The organism is Bacillus sp. B.PNR1, assembly GCF_030386235.1.
GTDB lineage: Bacteria > Bacillota > Bacilli > Bacillales > Bacillaceae > Bacillus > Bacillus stercoris.
The window spans coordinates 1719789-1733513 of sequence record NZ_JANYMN010000001.1 but is presented as its reverse complement, the minus strand read 5'-3'; the positions used below and the strand labels follow the sequence as shown (position 1 = coordinate 1733513).

The 13725-nt window shown below is 45.2% G+C and carries 20 protein-coding genes; 16 read left to right on the top strand and 4 right to left on the bottom strand.

Annotated elements, in window-relative coordinates:
• Nucleotides 1–48: 48 nt before the first annotated feature.
• On the top strand, nucleotides 49–1185 hold the full coding sequence (gene rapA, locus NZD81_RS08975; protein ID WP_134975775.1) for a response regulator aspartate phosphatase RapA: 1137 nt from the start codon (nucleotides 49–51) through the stop codon (nucleotides 1183–1185).
• Nucleotides 1175–1309: a phosphatase RapA inhibitor PhrA gene (phrA, locus tag NZD81_RS08970; RefSeq protein WP_014663627.1), complete on the top strand. Its 135-nt coding sequence runs from the start codon at nucleotides 1175–1177 to the stop codon at nucleotides 1307–1309. The genes rapA and phrA overlap by 11 nt, the downstream gene beginning before the upstream one ends.
• Nucleotides 1310–1339: 30 nt before the next feature.
• Here the strand turns inward: phrA and NZD81_RS08965 are convergent, their stop codons facing one another.
• Nucleotides 1340–1594 (bottom strand): YciI family protein, encoded by a 255-nt coding sequence (locus NZD81_RS08965; RefSeq protein ID WP_136654632.1) that lies wholly within the window; start codon nucleotides 1592–1594, stop codon nucleotides 1340–1342.
• A gap of 121 nt (nucleotides 1595–1715) precedes the next feature.
• Here NZD81_RS08965 and NZD81_RS08960 point away from each other — a divergent pair, with 121 nt between their 5' ends.
• Nucleotides 1716–2669 (top strand): N-acetylmuramoyl-L-alanine amidase, encoded by a 954-nt coding sequence (locus tag NZD81_RS08960; protein WP_282374221.1) that lies wholly within the window; start codon nucleotides 1716–1718, stop codon nucleotides 2667–2669.
• A gap of 37 nt (nucleotides 2670–2706) precedes the next feature.
• On the opposite strand, the gene NZD81_RS08955 is transcribed toward NZD81_RS08960, so the two are convergent.
• Nucleotides 2707–3084 carry a PH domain-containing protein gene (locus NZD81_RS08955; protein ID WP_014479546.1) on the bottom strand — a complete coding sequence of 126 codons (378 nt, stop codon included), beginning with the start codon at nucleotides 3082–3084 and terminating at the stop codon, nucleotides 2707–2709.
• Nucleotides 3085–3188: 104 nt separating this feature from the next.
• Between NZD81_RS08955 and NZD81_RS08950 the strand changes: the two genes are divergently transcribed.
• Nucleotides 3189–3791 carry a poly-gamma-glutamate hydrolase family protein gene (locus NZD81_RS08950; protein WP_040083381.1) on the top strand — a complete coding sequence of 201 codons (603 nt, stop codon included), beginning with the start codon at nucleotides 3189–3191 and terminating at the stop codon, nucleotides 3789–3791.
• A gap of 76 nt (nucleotides 3792–3867) precedes the next feature.
• Nucleotides 3868–4704 (top strand): manganese catalase, encoded by an 837-nt coding sequence (locus NZD81_RS08945; protein WP_014663631.1) that lies wholly within the window; start codon nucleotides 3868–3870, stop codon nucleotides 4702–4704.
• Between the two features lie 43 nt (nucleotides 4705–4747).
• Here the strand turns inward: NZD81_RS08945 and NZD81_RS08940 are convergent, their stop codons facing one another.
• Nucleotides 4748–5344 (bottom strand): ImmA/IrrE family metallo-endopeptidase, encoded by a 597-nt coding sequence (locus NZD81_RS08940; RefSeq protein WP_041521305.1) that lies wholly within the window; start codon nucleotides 5342–5344, stop codon nucleotides 4748–4750.
• 164 nt (nucleotides 5345–5508) lie between these two features.
• Nucleotides 5509–5847, bottom strand: a complete 339-nt coding sequence (xre, locus tag NZD81_RS08935; RefSeq protein WP_014663633.1) for an HTH-type transcriptional regulator Xre — start codon at nucleotides 5845–5847, stop codon at nucleotides 5509–5511.
• Between the two features lie 178 nt (nucleotides 5848–6025).
• Here xre and NZD81_RS08930 point away from each other — a divergent pair, with 178 nt between their 5' ends.
• The 11 genes from NZD81_RS08930 to NZD81_RS08880 all read left to right on the top strand — a co-directional run bounded on the left by NZD81_RS08930 (nucleotide 6026) and on the right by NZD81_RS08880 (nucleotide 13708).
• Nucleotides 6026–6205 carry a hypothetical protein gene (locus tag NZD81_RS08930; protein ID WP_282374222.1) on the top strand — a complete coding sequence of 60 codons (180 nt, stop codon included), beginning with the start codon at nucleotides 6026–6028 and terminating at the stop codon, nucleotides 6203–6205.
• Complete coding sequence (locus NZD81_RS08925; RefSeq protein WP_282374223.1) at nucleotides 6192–7028, top strand: phage portal protein; 837 nt, start codon at nucleotides 6192–6194, stop codon at nucleotides 7026–7028. Before NZD81_RS08930 ends, NZD81_RS08925 begins: the two co-directional genes overlap by 14 nt.
• Nucleotides 6928–7728, top strand: a complete 801-nt coding sequence (locus NZD81_RS08920; RefSeq protein WP_282374224.1) for an ATP-binding protein — start codon at nucleotides 6928–6930, stop codon at nucleotides 7726–7728. The genes NZD81_RS08925 and NZD81_RS08920 overlap by 101 nt, the downstream gene beginning before the upstream one ends.
• The gene (locus tag NZD81_RS08915) at nucleotides 7728–7895 is read left to right on the top strand and encodes a hypothetical protein (RefSeq protein WP_014663637.1); all 168 of its coding nucleotides are present in this window, start codon (nucleotides 7728–7730) and stop codon (nucleotides 7893–7895) included. Before NZD81_RS08920 ends, NZD81_RS08915 begins: the two co-directional genes overlap by 1 nt.
• 84 nt (nucleotides 7896–7979) lie before the next feature.
• Complete coding sequence (locus NZD81_RS08910; protein WP_069149434.1) at nucleotides 7980–8330, top strand: phage portal protein; 351 nt, start codon at nucleotides 7980–7982, stop codon at nucleotides 8328–8330.
• Nucleotides 8327–8533, top strand: a complete 207-nt coding sequence (gene xtrA / locus NZD81_RS08905) for a phage-like element PBSX protein XtrA (RefSeq protein ID WP_014663640.1) — start codon at nucleotides 8327–8329, stop codon at nucleotides 8531–8533. The genes NZD81_RS08910 and xtrA overlap by 4 nt, the downstream gene beginning before the upstream one ends.
• A gap of 114 nt (nucleotides 8534–8647) precedes the next feature.
• On the top strand, nucleotides 8648–9157 hold the full coding sequence (locus NZD81_RS08900) for a sigma-70 family RNA polymerase sigma factor (RefSeq protein WP_014663641.1): 510 nt from the start codon (nucleotides 8648–8650) through the stop codon (nucleotides 9155–9157).
• A gap of 117 nt (nucleotides 9158–9274) precedes the next feature.
• Complete coding sequence (xtmA, locus tag NZD81_RS08895) at nucleotides 9275–10072, top strand: phage terminase small subunit (RefSeq protein WP_286314983.1); 798 nt, start codon at nucleotides 9275–9277, stop codon at nucleotides 10070–10072.
• The gene (locus NZD81_RS08890) at nucleotides 10069–11370 is read left to right on the top strand and encodes a PBSX family phage terminase large subunit (RefSeq protein WP_286314984.1); all 1302 of its coding nucleotides are present in this window, start codon (nucleotides 10069–10071) and stop codon (nucleotides 11368–11370) included. Before xtmA ends, NZD81_RS08890 begins: the two co-directional genes overlap by 4 nt.
• Before the next feature lie 3 nt (nucleotides 11371–11373).
• A complete protein-coding gene (locus NZD81_RS08885; RefSeq protein WP_286314985.1) occupies nucleotides 11374–12861 on the top strand; it encodes a phage portal protein in 1488 nt (495 codons plus the stop codon).
• Between the two features lie 19 nt (nucleotides 12862–12880).
• Nucleotides 12881–13708, top strand: coding sequence for an XkdF-like putative serine protease domain-containing protein (locus NZD81_RS08880; RefSeq protein WP_286314986.1), 828 nt, complete (start codon nucleotides 12881–12883; stop codon nucleotides 13706–13708).
• Nucleotides 13709–13725: the final 17 nt, after the last annotated feature.

Genomic DNA, 13725 nt, shown 5'->3' with positions numbered 1-13725 from the left:
ATATGATAAAATATGACATATCTCGGGTAATTCAAAAGGGGGGATTAATTGAGGATGAAGCAGACGATTCCGTCCTCTTATGTCGGGCTTAAAATTAATGAATGGTATACTCATATCCGGCAGTTCCACGTCGCTGAAGCCGAACGGGTCAAGCTCGAAGTAGAAAGAGAAATTGAGGATATGGAAGAAGACCAAGATTTGCTGCTGTATTATTCTTTAATGGAGTTCAGGCATCGTGTCATGCTGGATTACATTAAGCCTTTTGGAGAGGACACGTCGCAGCTGGAGTTTTCAGAATTATTAGAAGACATCGAAGGGAATCAGTACAAGCTGACAGGGCTTCTCGAATATTACTTTAATTTTTTTCGAGGAATGTATGAATTTAAGCAGAAGATGTTTGTCAGTGCCATGATGTATTATAAACGGGCAGAAAAGAATCTTGCCCTCGTCTCGGATGATATTGAGAAAGCCGAGTTTGCTTTTAAAATGGCTGAGATTTTTTACAATTTAAAACAAACCTATGTTTCGATGAGCTACGCCGTTCAGGCATTAGAAACATACCAAATGTATGAAACGTACACCGTCCGCAGAATCCAATGTGAATTCGTTATTGCAGGTAATTATGATGATATGCAGTATCCAGAAAGAGCATTGCCCCACTTAGAACTGGCTTTAGATCTTGCAAAGAAAGAAGGCAATCCCCGCCTGATCAGTTCCGCCCTATATAATCTCGGAAACTGCTATGAGAAAATGGGTGAACTGCAAAAGGCAGCCGAATACTTTGAGAAATCTGTTTCTATTTGCAAGTCGGAAAAGTTCGATAATCTTCCGCATTCTATCTACTCTTTAACACAAGTTCTGTATAAACAAAAAAATGACGCTGAAGCGAAACAAAAGTATCGTGAAGGATTGGAAATCGCCCGTCAATACAATGATGAATTATTTGTGGAGCTTTTTCAATTTTTACATGCGTTATACGGAAAAAACATTGACACAGAATCAGTCTCACATACCTTTCAATTTCTTGAAGAACATATGCTGTATCCTTATATTGAAGAGCTGGCGCATGATGCTGCCCAATTCTATATAGAAAACGGACAGCCCGAAAAAGCACTTTCATTTTATGAGAAAATGGTGCACGCACAAAAACAAATCCAGAGAGGAGATTGTTTATATGAAATCTAAATGGATGTCAGGTTTGTTGCTCGTTGCGGTCGGGTTCAGTTTTACTCAGGTGATGGTTCATGCAGATGACACAGCAAACACAGAGGGGAAAACATTTCATATTGCGGCACGCAATCAAACATGATGCATAAAAAAAGACCCTTAGGGGTCTTTTTTATTTCAGCTTCCATTCTTTTATCGTCAGCTCAGAAGATCCGCTTGCCACCAGCGGATCTGCATGCCCGATTTCCGCTGCCTCTTCCAGCGAATCTGCTTCGATGACATACGCTCCGCCTGTGGCGTCGCTGAATGGCCCAAACATTTTTAAGCGCTTTTCTGACTGTAAGCGGTCCAGAAATTCATAGTGCCCAGCCACAAGCTCCTGATTAAATTTCTCCGTCCTCATTGTGAGCATTAAGTATGTATGCATATTCAGCCCTCCCATTGAAATTCAGTTTAACACATTTAACCATATAGCAGTGATAGATGATATGAGCTTTTCGTCCTACGAATGCCACCTATTTATGAAAAAAGAAAAGGAGAGATGATAGGTGAGCATTCCAGTAAAGAAAAATTTGGTTTCTGAGGCGAAATACGCATTGAAGTGTCCGAATGCAATGTCCGCTGAATACATTACCATCCACAACACGGCAAACGATGCGTCAGCAGCCAATGAAATCAGCTATATGATCGGGAACACAAGCTCGACAAGCTTTCACTTTGCGGTCGATGATAAAGAGGTCATTCAAGGTCTGCCGCTTGACCGAAACGCCTGGCACACAGGTGACGGCACAAACGGTCCGGGGAACCGCAAATCAATTGGCGTTGAGATTTGCTACAGCAAATCGGGAGGTCCAAAGTATGAGGCAGCTGAAGCCTTAGCGATTTCATTTGTCGCACAGCTTTTGAAGGAGCGCGGCTGGGGAATCGATCGGGTGAGAAAGCATCAAGACTGGAACGGAAAGTACTGCCCGCACCGCATTTTATCAGAGGGGCGCTGGGACCAAGTGAAGGCGGCAATTGAAAAGGAATTAAACGGGAGCGTATCAGCGAAAAAGGCAGCAGTCACTTCTTCGGCGTCTGAATATCATGTGAAAAAAGGTGATACACTGTCAGGGATTGCCGCATCCCACGGAGTCAGTGTAAAAACGCTGCAAAGCATCAATCATATCACTGACCCGAATTACATTAAAGTCGGACAAGTGATCAAACTGCCTCAGACGGCATCTGCTTCTAAAAGCCATGCCGCATCCTCATATCTGCTCCCATCCGGAGTGATGAAAGTGACAAGCCCCCTGACGAAAGGGACAAAAGTGAAGCAGGTGCAGAACGCTTTAGCCGCCCTTTATTTTTATCCTGATAAAGGAGCGAAAAATCACGGCGTTGACGGCGTCTATGGCCCGAAAACAGCTAATGCAGTCAAACGTTTTCAGTCTGTCAGCGGTTTAACGGCTGATGGGATTTACGGTCCGAAGACGAAAGCGAAGCTGGAGGAAAAGCTGTAATGAAATGACGGAAGCTTCACAGCTTCCGTCACTCATCTTACATACAAACTGCGGCAAGCACCTTTTGAATATCATAAATGCTTTCATCTTTTTTAAACTGCTTTGAGACGGCGGGAAGTTCCGCGCCAGAGATCCAAATTTTCAGCTCTGAATCAAGATCAAAGCGGCCGGCAGTTTCCACGCTGAATCTGGAAATGCTTTTGTACGGAATTGATTGAAACTCCGTTTTCTTGCCTGTGATTCCCTGCTTATCTACAAGAATAAGCCGCTTGTCAGTAAAGACAATCAAATCGCGAACCAGCTTAAACGCGGCTTCAACCTTCTCACCCTCAAGTAAAATATGAGCAAGCTCTTCTTTCACAGCAGCCGTTGACAGTGTTGACGCATTGCCTAGTAAACCATCAATAAATCCCATCATATACCTCCTGTCCGTATTCTATCAAATCATACTATAAAAAGGTTTTCATTCATAGAAGAGTAGAGTAAACTGATGCTGACTGGAAAAGGAGGGCGTTCAAAATGAAAGATCGGTATGACAGCTTTGCGGCCCTTTCTGCTTCTGAATCGGAGTACCGGATTATTTATGAGGAAAAAAACGGAAGTGAACTTATCGTCCTCGGTCCCCACGGCGGCAGAATTGAGCCTGGTGTCAGTGAACTGGTGCGGGCATTTTCCGATCGATGTTCCATTTACTTGTTTGAAGGTGTAAAACAGCGAAACAATCGTTCTTTGCATCTCACTAGCATTCGTTTTGATGAGCCGCTGGCTTTAGAAAAAGTGAATGCCCATGATTACGCATTAGCGTTTCACGGGTATTATGATCCAAACATCCCAAAAACATTGGTTGGCGGGACGGATCGCAAAAAAGCCAAGCTCATTTGTGAGCGTCTGAATGAAGCGGGTTTCAGCGCCGAACTCACTAGTGAGAAAGATCGGCTGGCAGGTGTACATCCAAACAATATTGTCAATCGGACGAAAAGAGAAATGGGGCTCCAATTGGAAGTGAGCACTGCACAAAGAAACGCGCTGTTCTGCAATTTTGGGTGCCGTGATAAAAGCTACATACAAAACGATTTGTTTGATCGATATGTGGAAGCCGTCAAACTTGGCTTTTATAAATAAAACCAGACGGGACCTGCACGGTCGGCCCATTCCTTCATACGCTGGGGTTGTGCGAAAGTGTAGGGAGGAATGATTCATGTTTTATCATATAAAAGAGCTTCAATATCAAGCAAAGCCAGCTCATCCCGATCCGGTTTATGCGAAAAAGCTCCAAGAGGTGCTGGGCGGCCAATACGGTGAGATCAGTGTTATGATGCAATATTTGTTTCAGGGTTTTAACTGCCGTGCAGATGCGAAATATAAAGATTTGCTTTATGATGTCGGTACAGAAGAGATCGGGCATGTGGAAATGCTTGCGACGATGATCTCCAGGCTTTTGGACAATGCACCGGCTGATGTGCAGGAAAATGCTTATAAAAGTGATCCTGCTGTGGCAGCGGTGTTGTCCGGAATGAACCCGCAGCATGCGATTGTCGCAGGCTTAGGCGCGATGGCGGCTGACAGCGAAGGATATCCATGGAATGCCAAATATATTATTTCAAGCGGAAATTTGCTCGCAGATTTTCGCGCCAACTTAAATGCGGAATCCCAAGGCCGCCTTCAGGTGACACGGCTTTATGCCATGACCGATGATCCAGGGGTTAGAGATATGCTGTCATTTTTGATTGCAAGGGATACTTATCATCAAAATATGTGGTATGCGGCCATTAAAGAGCTGGAGGAAAGAGAACGGGATATTGTCGTCCCGACGACGTTTCCGCGTGAGCTCGAAAAGCAGGAAGTCTCCTATGATCTGTTTAACTTCTCCAGGGGGGATGAAAGCTCACAAGGAAGATGGGCACATGGGGAAGCCTTTGACGGCCGGGGTGAATTCAGGTATATCCCGGCTCCGATTGCGTTCGCATCTGCGCCTCATCTTAAACCGGCGCCAATGTGGCTGCAGAATACCATTCCACCGATGTCAAAATATTAATATCTCTGCCGGGCTGAGGATAAATGTCCCCAGCCCTTTTGGATCAGATGTTTTTGCCGACATGATAGAACGCTTTTTCCTCTGCGACTTGCAAGTGCTGCTGATCGCTTTCCTCGTACGCATTTGGCCGCTTGTGAGCTAATAAATAAGCGAGCCGCTTCTGAAATTGAATACCTGCTTTACGCCGTTCAAACATGTCAAGCCTTTTTTCAGCAAATTCCTTTGTTACCCGGAATACCGCCGCAATTGTGGCGAGTGCCTGGCTTCTCCATTGCGGCAGTTCCATCTGCAACAGCATAAAGGTTGGCACACAGAAGTGGTACATAAATTGATTCGCCTGAAATTCCTGTAGTTCTCTGAAGAGCTTGTTCATCTGAAAGTGATTGCCTGCATGCTTTAGCACGTGGCACAGCTCATGGCCAAAATCCTCCCATTGCTCTTCCCGTGACTTTTTTTGGTTCAATACGATACTGTACATGCCGTCGTATTTCACCATCATGCTCCCCATATCCTCAAAATGCACCCAAATATCCAGGTCCTTTGCGATTTTCAGCATGTCAATGTGATGAGGGGATGTGATACCCAGTCTGCTGTACAAATTTTTAACGTATTCCTCCAGATGTGATAAGTAATCGCCCAATTGAATACTCCCTTTCGAACGTGTGTTCTGTTTTTAGCGAGAAAGAAAAGCCCGTATAGGACTGGAAAGTGGTGTAGAAATCTTTCCCTTTTCTTTAAAAAATAAACATTTTTTCTTTATATCGGTCTATTTTTAATATGTTTTAGAGAACAGAGAACGATTTATTAATTTTTCGGCTTGCGGTTTTTCTCTTTTTCTTTTAAATAGTTGATAAATTCGATGGCCTGCTGTTTGCTTTCTGGGGAAAAATCCTGCATATCACGGTACGCAAGCTGCAGGTCCGGATCTGAGAACATATCGTCGTCGGATTTTTTGTCTTTACCCGTTAATAAGTAATCAGTCGTTACTTGAAAGTAATCAGCCAGTTTTTGGAGTGTGTCGTAATCAGGTTCGCTTCGCCCGTTTTCATAGTGGGAATATCGTGCCCGTGACACACCGATGTGTGATGCGATTTCTTCCTGTGTCCTTTTCCCTCTGAGACTTTTCAATCTGCCGCCTATCATACTATGACCTCTCTTTTTTAAACTCCCTAAGTTACTTATGATTATAGATACAATATGTATCAAAATAAAGTTATGATAAAAAAAGTATCAAAAATAACTTGATGATACCGATTGTATCGTTTATACTTGGTAACAGTTGATACGAAATGTATAGAAAACAGATCAGGAGAGTGATCACATGTATCCAATCCAAATTGTTTTTAGTGAAAATCCCATAGATCAGCGCCATCTCGGACAATCCGGCGGCACCATTTCGTTTACGGCATGCGGCCTTCCGGTGTTCCACTTTGAAACGCAAGAGCAGTTTCAAGCATACATGATGTTAAAAGGAGAAACGGCGTACAATGAAAAACGATAAAAGCTATCCTTTTCCGATGTATTCAGGACTATTGAATTCAGAACATTATGACAAAATCGGACCGGCACTATGGCTGTTTCTCTGGTTTATCAGCTCAACAACAAAAGAAATCGAAAAAGACGGCGTAAGCTGGGGCATCGTACTCGGCCATAAGCCATTAAAAGCGAGAGAAATGGCGGCAGTCTTCGGTGTAAGTGAAAAAACCGTCAGAAGGTGGCTGGAGCTTCTCGAAACCCATGAGTACATAAAGGCAGTCCGTGCGCCATACGGACTGGTGATTTCGGTCAAGCATTCCAAAAAATTCACCTTCAGATCGGACAAAATGGTGCACCGGAGTATAAAAGAACGGTCATTTTCGCCGCAGACACCGGACACAAGCGACCTCACAGATAAAGATAAAACAAACAAATATACTGCTGCTGATGAGGCAGTGGATCACATTGCGAAGCGGTTTACAGAATTACGGTCGGCTCAAGAAGGACGCACCGTATATCCTTCCTCAAGAGATTATCAAGCCATCGCCCGCATTGTTGCTATCGGCGTTCCTGTCACGCAAACAATCAAATGGCTTGAGGAATGCTTTCAAGCTTTTGAAAACCGGCGGACTTCCGCTTCAGAAACAATCAAGGCCTTTCGCTACTGCTCGAAATTCATTGAAGACCGATTTAACGCGCAGCAAGCCAAAAAGAATGTTGCAATTCAGCATGAGAGGATGAAAAAACATGACAAAACGAACAATCGAACAGATTTTAGACGAGCTGAGAAGAGGGAGACGTCCATTACTGGCGGACAAACCGGCCGAATTAGACGCAGGCCGGTATGATTGCCTACGATGCAAGGACCAGGGAGGCTATCTCGTCATGCAGAATGGCCTGGAAGTCTGGACGATGTGCAGCTGCATGGCAGAACGGAAAGTGAAGCGGCTGCTGGGGGCAAGTGAGATTACTCACGCTTTCAGACAGCTGGGCTTCAAGGAATTCCGCACGGAGGGAAAACCGCAGGCCATAAAAGACGCGTTTGAATGTACTAAAGAGTATGTGGCGGATTATGGACAAATCAGGGATTGCCGGAAAAACAGCATTGCCCTTCTAGGACAGCCCGGTTCAGGGAAAACGCACCTTTTGACCGCCGCTGCCAATGAATTAATGAGAACTTGCTATGTGCCTGTCATTTATTTTCCGTTTGTGGAGGGCTTTACCGATCTGAAAAATGACTTTGACCTATTAGAAGCAAAGCTGAACCGGATGAAGCAAGCGGATGTGCTGTTCATAGATGATCTGTTTAAACCGGTTAACGGCAAACCCCGCGCTACAGATTGGCAATTAGAGCAAATGTATTCGGTACTCAACTACCGCTACTTAAATCATAAACCGATTTTGCTTTCGAGCGAGCTGACAATTGAAGCACTTGTACGGATCGATGAAGCGCTCGGCACGAGAATCTACGAAATGTGCAGTGACTATTTAGTGATTATCAAAGGGGCAGCCTACGAGCTGAACTATAGATTGGAGGGCGTCAGATAATGTGCAAGCTTTGTCAGACAAAGAAAGTCATTGTGGAGCATACAGGGATTGGAGTCGTTTTTCATCCATGTCCGAACTGCCGGTCCGGCACTGATTTAACGCCTGTCATTCAAAAGCTGGAGCAAATGCTGACAGCGGGAAAAGCGAGGCTGAATGTCCGTGATTAAACAGCTGACTGCCCTGATCGCTTTGCTGTTTCGGGCAAAGCGATCAGAAAAAAACATTGAACAATGGTATAAGGATGACGGGAAGTGAAAGTGTTGGAAAAAACAAAACAGACAGAGAAAAGCCCTGCGCCGTGGCATGCTGTCCCGTGCGGGGATACAAAACCAATCTATATTTATTCAGCTTACAGTGAAGAAGAAAAAGAAAGATTTCCGTATTCAAACGGCCGGCTGATTGCCGCTGTATTTGACCTCAGCTCTTATTCGCAAAAAAGCAATGCCGCTTTGATGGCCGCTGCGCCTGAATTGCTGGAAGCGTCTAAAGCAGCTCTTGATTTTCTGAAGGGGAATTCTGTTCATTCAAAGGAGCGCATCATTCAGCTGTTAGAAAAAGCCGAAGCAAGCGCTGCACCGAAAAAGGGAGGAAAAGAAACATGATTCATCCTAAAAAACTGCTGCATATTGATTCCATCACGCTGGAGAGCCAGCTGGAAGACGGAAAAATCCGTGTCATTATTGTGGACGGGATCAAGCAAGAAGCATGGATTGCAGAAGCGCCGGAGCATGGAAAAACGCTCGTTGAAACAAGAAAGGGCGACCTTGCCCGTGTGGAATTTGAAATCGGCTACAAATTAAATTAAAGCGAAAACAGAATACGTCCAAGACGGAAAGCCTGCGGACACTGATCAACTGCACAGCATTTGTGCGTTGATTGGTGTCCGTTTTTTATTGCCAATAATGAGGAGGATCATAGAATGCAAGACTTACTATTTGAATATAAACGCACGCTCAAACAAACAAGAACACAATATAAACCGCTCGCTGAGGCAGATGAATCCGTGCTCTCAGCTGAAGAGCTGAAGGATAAAAAAATTATCAGAAATATAATTACTGATCTTGAATATGTAACAGAATGGCTTGAAAAAGGAAGACAGCCCGGCATCAGACGGGCGATTGACCGGCGTGATGCGTACCAGCGGCTCATGATTAAGGATCCGAGAATCATCGAATCATTTTCCAGCGCTATGATGTTTGAGCCGGACGGACAGGTATCAGAAGAAGACAGAGAGAGAATTCAAGCAGCATTAGCCCTGTTAACGGACAGAGAAAAAGAAATGTTTTTGCTGCACAAGGTAGAATGTTTTTCTTATGAACGGATCGCTGATCTTCTCGGCGTAAAAAAATCGACAGTGCAAACGACGATCAAACGGGCGATTGGAAAGATGCAAAGACAGCAGGAAGAATTGAATAGATCACTTGCATGAAAGCTTGTCATACGTTTGCCACCTATAAGTGAATAGAGCATGACACATAAGCGGCTGGCACGATCAGCCGCTTTTATGAATAAACAACCATGCTGGAGGTGGCGGTGATGCCGTAGCATGAAAACACAACAGCGCGAACAAGCATTAGCAATCTATCAACAACATCAAGGAAAGATCACAAATCGGGCGATCGCGGACACCATCGGCGTTTCCGCGAAAACAATCGGCCTCTGGAAAAAACAAGACAAATGGAAAGAGGCCCTGTTTTCTGCGTCCAAAAACGAACAAACACAGCGCCGGATAGACAACGATGAATTAAATGAACGCCAGCGGCTGTTTTGCCTGTATTACGTCAAAAGCTTCAATGCCACGCAGTCAGCAATCAAAGCGGGCTATTCTCCGGACAGCGCTCATGTGACGGGGAGCCGGCTCTTAAAAAATGAAAAGGTCGCTGCTGAAATCAGACGCATAAAAAAAGAAATGGTCAACGAGATGTTTATTGAAGCAATGGATGTGCTTCAGGTTTATATCAAGATCGCGTTTGCAGATATTACGGACTATGTGACCTTTGGAAAAAAAGAGGTCCAGGCTGTCGGGAAATCGGGCCCGCTGTTTGATGAAGATGATAACCCCATTATGAAGGAAATCAGCTTTGTCGATGTCAAAGACTCCGGGCTCGTTGACGGCACCATCGTGACGGAAGCAAAGCTTGGCAAAGAAGGCATTGCCATCAAGCTTGCAGATAAAATGAAGGCGCTTGAGAAGCTATCCTTATATTTTGATTTGTTTCCAGATCAATTTAAACAAAAAATTGAAAATGAGAAATTGAAGCTTGCCAAACAAAAAGCGGAAAAAACAGATGACAGTCAAGAGCCGATTGAAATCATGATCAAACGAAAAGAGGACAAGTCATGATTGTAAAAGAAATCAACCCTCATTTCGAAAATTACGTGTTCAATTGGGAGCAGACGTACCAGTTTCTCGTCGGCGGCTACGGCTCATCCAAAAGCTATCATACCGCATTGAAAATCGTGTTAAAGCTGCTGAAGGAAAAACGGACGGCCCTTGTCATCCGCGAGGTGTTTGATACCCATCGGGATTCGACCTTCGCCTTGTTTCAAGAGGTGATTGAAGAGCTCGGTCTGACAAAAGCTGTGGCAGCCCTTTCTTCCCCGCTGCAGCTGCGATTTCAAAATGGTAGCCGGATCATGTTCAAAGGCATGGACAATCCGGCAAAATTAAAATCGGTTCATAACATTTCATTAATATGGATTGAAGAGTGTTCAGAGGTGAAGTATGAAGGGTTCAAGGAATTAATCGGACGTCTTCGCCATCCTGAGCTGAAGCTTCATATGATCTGTACCACCAATCCCGTCGGCACCTCCAATTGGACGTACCGGCATTTTTTTCGAGATGAACGCAATAAACGGTTTGTGCTGGATGACAGCGAGCTTTATGAAAAGCGGACGATTGTGAAGGGTGATACGTATTACCACCATTCCACCGCTAACGACAATCTTTTTCTCCCGGAAAGCTATGTGAAACAGCTTGACGGACTCAAAGAGTATGATCCCGACCTGTACCGGATTGCCCGCAAAGGACGATTCGGCGTCAACGGGATCAGGGTGCTGCCGCAGTTCGAGGTGCTCCCGCATGATCAAGTAAATGAATGTATCGCAGCCATCAGCAAGCCGATTTTTCGTACAGGCATGGATTTTGGATTCGAGGAATCCTATAATGCCGTCGTCCGGCTTGCTGTCGATCCTGAAAAAAAATATCTCTACATTTATTGGGAGTATTATCAAAACAAAATGACAGATGACAGGACGGCTGAGGAGCTTCGTGAGTTTATCGATACACAGGAATTGATCAAAGCCGACTCGGCTGAGCCGAAAAGCATCCAATATTTCCGCCAGCAGGGCTTTCGGATGGTTGGAGCCAGAAAATTTCCCGGCTCGAGGCTTCAATATACCAAAAAGGTAAAACGGTTCAAAAAAATCTTCTGTTCGGACCGCTGTGAAAATGTCATCTATGAGCTCAAAACGCTGACGTATGCTAAAGATAAAAACGGGGCTCTGATAGAGGATGAATTCACGATTGACCCGCATACGCTTTCTGCCATTTGGTATGCACTTGATGATTATGAGGTTGCTGATATGAAAGAGACAGCACACAAACGAATCCGGCCGAACCGAGAAAGGAGGAGGTCATAAATCATGCACAATCAAACAGTCAGAGCAACTGTATTTAAAGCCAATGCCTCCGCTCCTCAGACAAAGCAAATCTATGAAGATGACTTTTCTGAGCTGTACGGAGAGGACATTATCGCTCCTCCCTATAATATCCTCGAGCTCAAAACCATTGCCGAATACTCGACCATTCTGCAGCAATGCATTGATGCGTACAGAGTGAATATTACGGGTTTTGGCTTCGATGTTGAGTACACATTTGATGTCAATGCGAGTGATGTCGATCAGGCAAAAAAGAAAAGAGCGGAAAAAGACTGGGCCAGACTCGAAGCCTTTTATAAATGTCTTCACTTTGATGAATCAGCTGAAATGATTTTAGGCTATGCCATCGAAGACAGAGAAAAAACAGGCAACGGCTTTATGGAAGTGCTTCGCGACGGGGCGGGAAAACCGGCCGGCATCGAATATTTAGATGTGAAATATATGCGTGTATGCGGAGCCGGTGAGCCTGTTGAGGTCTCATTTATATATGAAGAAAACGGGAAAATGAAAAGGATCAAAAGGCAAAAACGCTTCCGAAAATATGTGCAGATGATCAATGGAAAGAAAGTATTTTTTAAAGAATACGGCGATCCGCGAAAAATGGATATGCGCACTGGTGAATATGTAAACACATTGGCAGAGAAGCATCAAGCGAATGAAGCCATTCATCTCAAAATCGGAAGCGGCGTATACGGTGTGCCCCGCTGGATCGGCAATATTGTCAATTTATACGGAGCCCGAAAAGCAGAAGAACTCAATTTTATGTATTTTAAGCAGGGGCGCCACGTCCCCGCTGCGATTACAGTGGAAAACGGGATGCTGTCAGAAGCTTCTTACCGGGAGCTGCAGGAATACATGAATGATCTTGAAGGCGTTGAAAACGCCCATAAATTTCTCCTGATCGAAGCGGAAGGAATCGCAAAAGAAAAGGATCTCCACGGAGGCGAGGATATTACGCCGGTTTCCGTGGAAATCAAATCCTTGGCCGAAATTCTGCAAAACGACGCCTTGTTTCTTGAATACGATGAAAAAAGCAGAAATAAGCTGCGCTCGGCGTTCCGCCTCCCGCCGCTGTATACAGGCGAGGCCCAGGAATACAACCGGGCGACAGCGGATACGGCGAGAAAAATTACGGAGGAGCAGGTCTTTCAGCCGGAGCGAAAAACGCTCGTGAATAAACTGAATACGCTGCTTTTGCCGGAGCTGAATATCCATGACGTCAGGCTGACATTAAAAGGACCGGACTTTCGTGATCCGCTTGAGATTGCGAAGGTGCTCGGTCCTTTTATTACAGCCGGAGCGGTCTCGCCGAATGATTTACGCGACCTTGCCGGACGGGTGCTTGGCAAAACACTGGAGGAGTGGCCGGAGGACATTTATAAACGGCCTGCAGGACAGGATGCGGAAAAGACAAACCTGACTGCGCTCATGCAGGAGTTGAAAGAAAGCATCGAAGATATCAAAACGTCCTGAAGGGAGGTGAATCAAGCAGGTGGCGCGCGAATTAAGAAATGCCAAAATCAGCTTTGTCAGTTATGTGGACAAGGCGGCTAACCAGACTGAATTTTTCTTTACGAAGTCAGCCGGGCCTCCGTCATTTGAAAAAAAGGTTCGGCTGTTTACAAAAAGTGAGCAGGATGAACAAAAGCTTGTGTACGGAATCGTGTATGAGCCTAATGTTCCTGATGCCCACGGTGATTTTATGACCGCCGAGGAAATTGAAAAAGCGGCGCACGGTTTTCTCGCTGAAGCACGGGAGATTGATATCAATCACAGCTTTGAGGGCGGAACCGGCGTCGTGGTCGAATCCTATGTGGCGCCCGATGATTTTATGATCGGGTCAAAGCGGATTACAAAGGGCTCATGGGTGCTCGTGACAAGAGCGTCAGACGAGGTGTGGGAACAGATCAAGGCTGGAATCATCACCGGTTACAGCATGGCAGGCACTGCAGATGTGTATGAGGAAGAACCGGTTGAAAAAGCGGGATTCCTCAGTGCATTCAAGCAAATGCTTGCTGACAAAACAGGGAAGGAGACTGAAGAAATGAGAAAAGAAGACATGAAAGAATCATTCGAGCATGCGCTTTACCCTCTGCTCAAACGGCTTGAGCGGATTGAAAAAAACACAGACACGGAGGAAAAGCCGGAGCAGACGGGTGATGACGAGCGTCTGAAAAAGCTCGTTGAAGATATGCTTGCCCCGCTGATCGAGCGCATCGAGGCGTTGGAAAAAGCGCGTGGCGCGTCTAAGCAGACAGCGGACGATACGGGCGGCAATACAGAGCAAGTCAAAAAATCAATCTGGAGCGGACTGCTGTAAAACCAGTCAAGGAGGAG

Bases quoted from the DNA above. Each gene is read 5' to 3' on its own strand.
- xtmA (WP_286314983.1), top strand. From the start codon at position 9,275: ATGAAAACACAACAGCGCGAACAAGCATTAGCAATCTATCAACAACAT.
- NZD81_RS08955 (WP_014479546.1), bottom strand. From the start codon at position 3,084: ATGGGATTTATTGATGGTTTACTAGGCAATGCGTCAACACTGTCAACG.
- NZD81_RS08885 (WP_286314985.1), top strand. From the start codon at position 11,374: ATGCACAATCAAACAGTCAGAGCAACTGTATTTAAAGCCAATGCCTCC.
- NZD81_RS08950 (WP_040083381.1), top strand. From the start codon at position 3,189: ATGAAAGATCGGTATGACAGCTTTGCGGCCCTTTCTGCTTCTGAATCG.
- NZD81_RS08915 (WP_014663637.1), top strand. From the start codon at position 7,728: ATGTGCAAGCTTTGTCAGACAAAGAAAGTCATTGTGGAGCATACAGGG.
- NZD81_RS08890 (WP_286314984.1), top strand. From the start codon at position 10,069: ATGATTGTAAAAGAAATCAACCCTCATTTCGAAAATTACGTGTTCAAT.
- xre (WP_014663633.1), bottom strand. From the start codon at position 5,847: ATGATAGGCGGCAGATTGAAAAGTCTCAGAGGGAAAAGGACACAGGAA.
- NZD81_RS08945 (WP_014663631.1), top strand. From the start codon at position 3,868: ATGTTTTATCATATAAAAGAGCTTCAATATCAAGCAAAGCCAGCTCAT.
- xtrA (WP_014663640.1), top strand. From the start codon at position 8,327: ATGATTCATCCTAAAAAACTGCTGCATATTGATTCCATCACGCTGGAG.
- NZD81_RS08965 (WP_136654632.1), bottom strand. From the start codon at position 1,594: ATGCATACATACTTAATGCTCACAATGAGGACGGAGAAATTTAATCAG.
- phrA (WP_014663627.1), top strand. From the start codon at position 1,175: ATGAAATCTAAATGGATGTCAGGTTTGTTGCTCGTTGCGGTCGGGTTC.
- NZD81_RS08920 (WP_282374224.1), top strand. From the start codon at position 6,928: ATGACAAAACGAACAATCGAACAGATTTTAGACGAGCTGAGAAGAGGG.
- NZD81_RS08930 (WP_282374222.1), top strand. From the start codon at position 6,026: ATGTATCCAATCCAAATTGTTTTTAGTGAAAATCCCATAGATCAGCGC.
- NZD81_RS08925 (WP_282374223.1), top strand. From the start codon at position 6,192: ATGAAAAACGATAAAAGCTATCCTTTTCCGATGTATTCAGGACTATTG.
- NZD81_RS08900 (WP_014663641.1), top strand. From the start codon at position 8,648: ATGCAAGACTTACTATTTGAATATAAACGCACGCTCAAACAAACAAGA.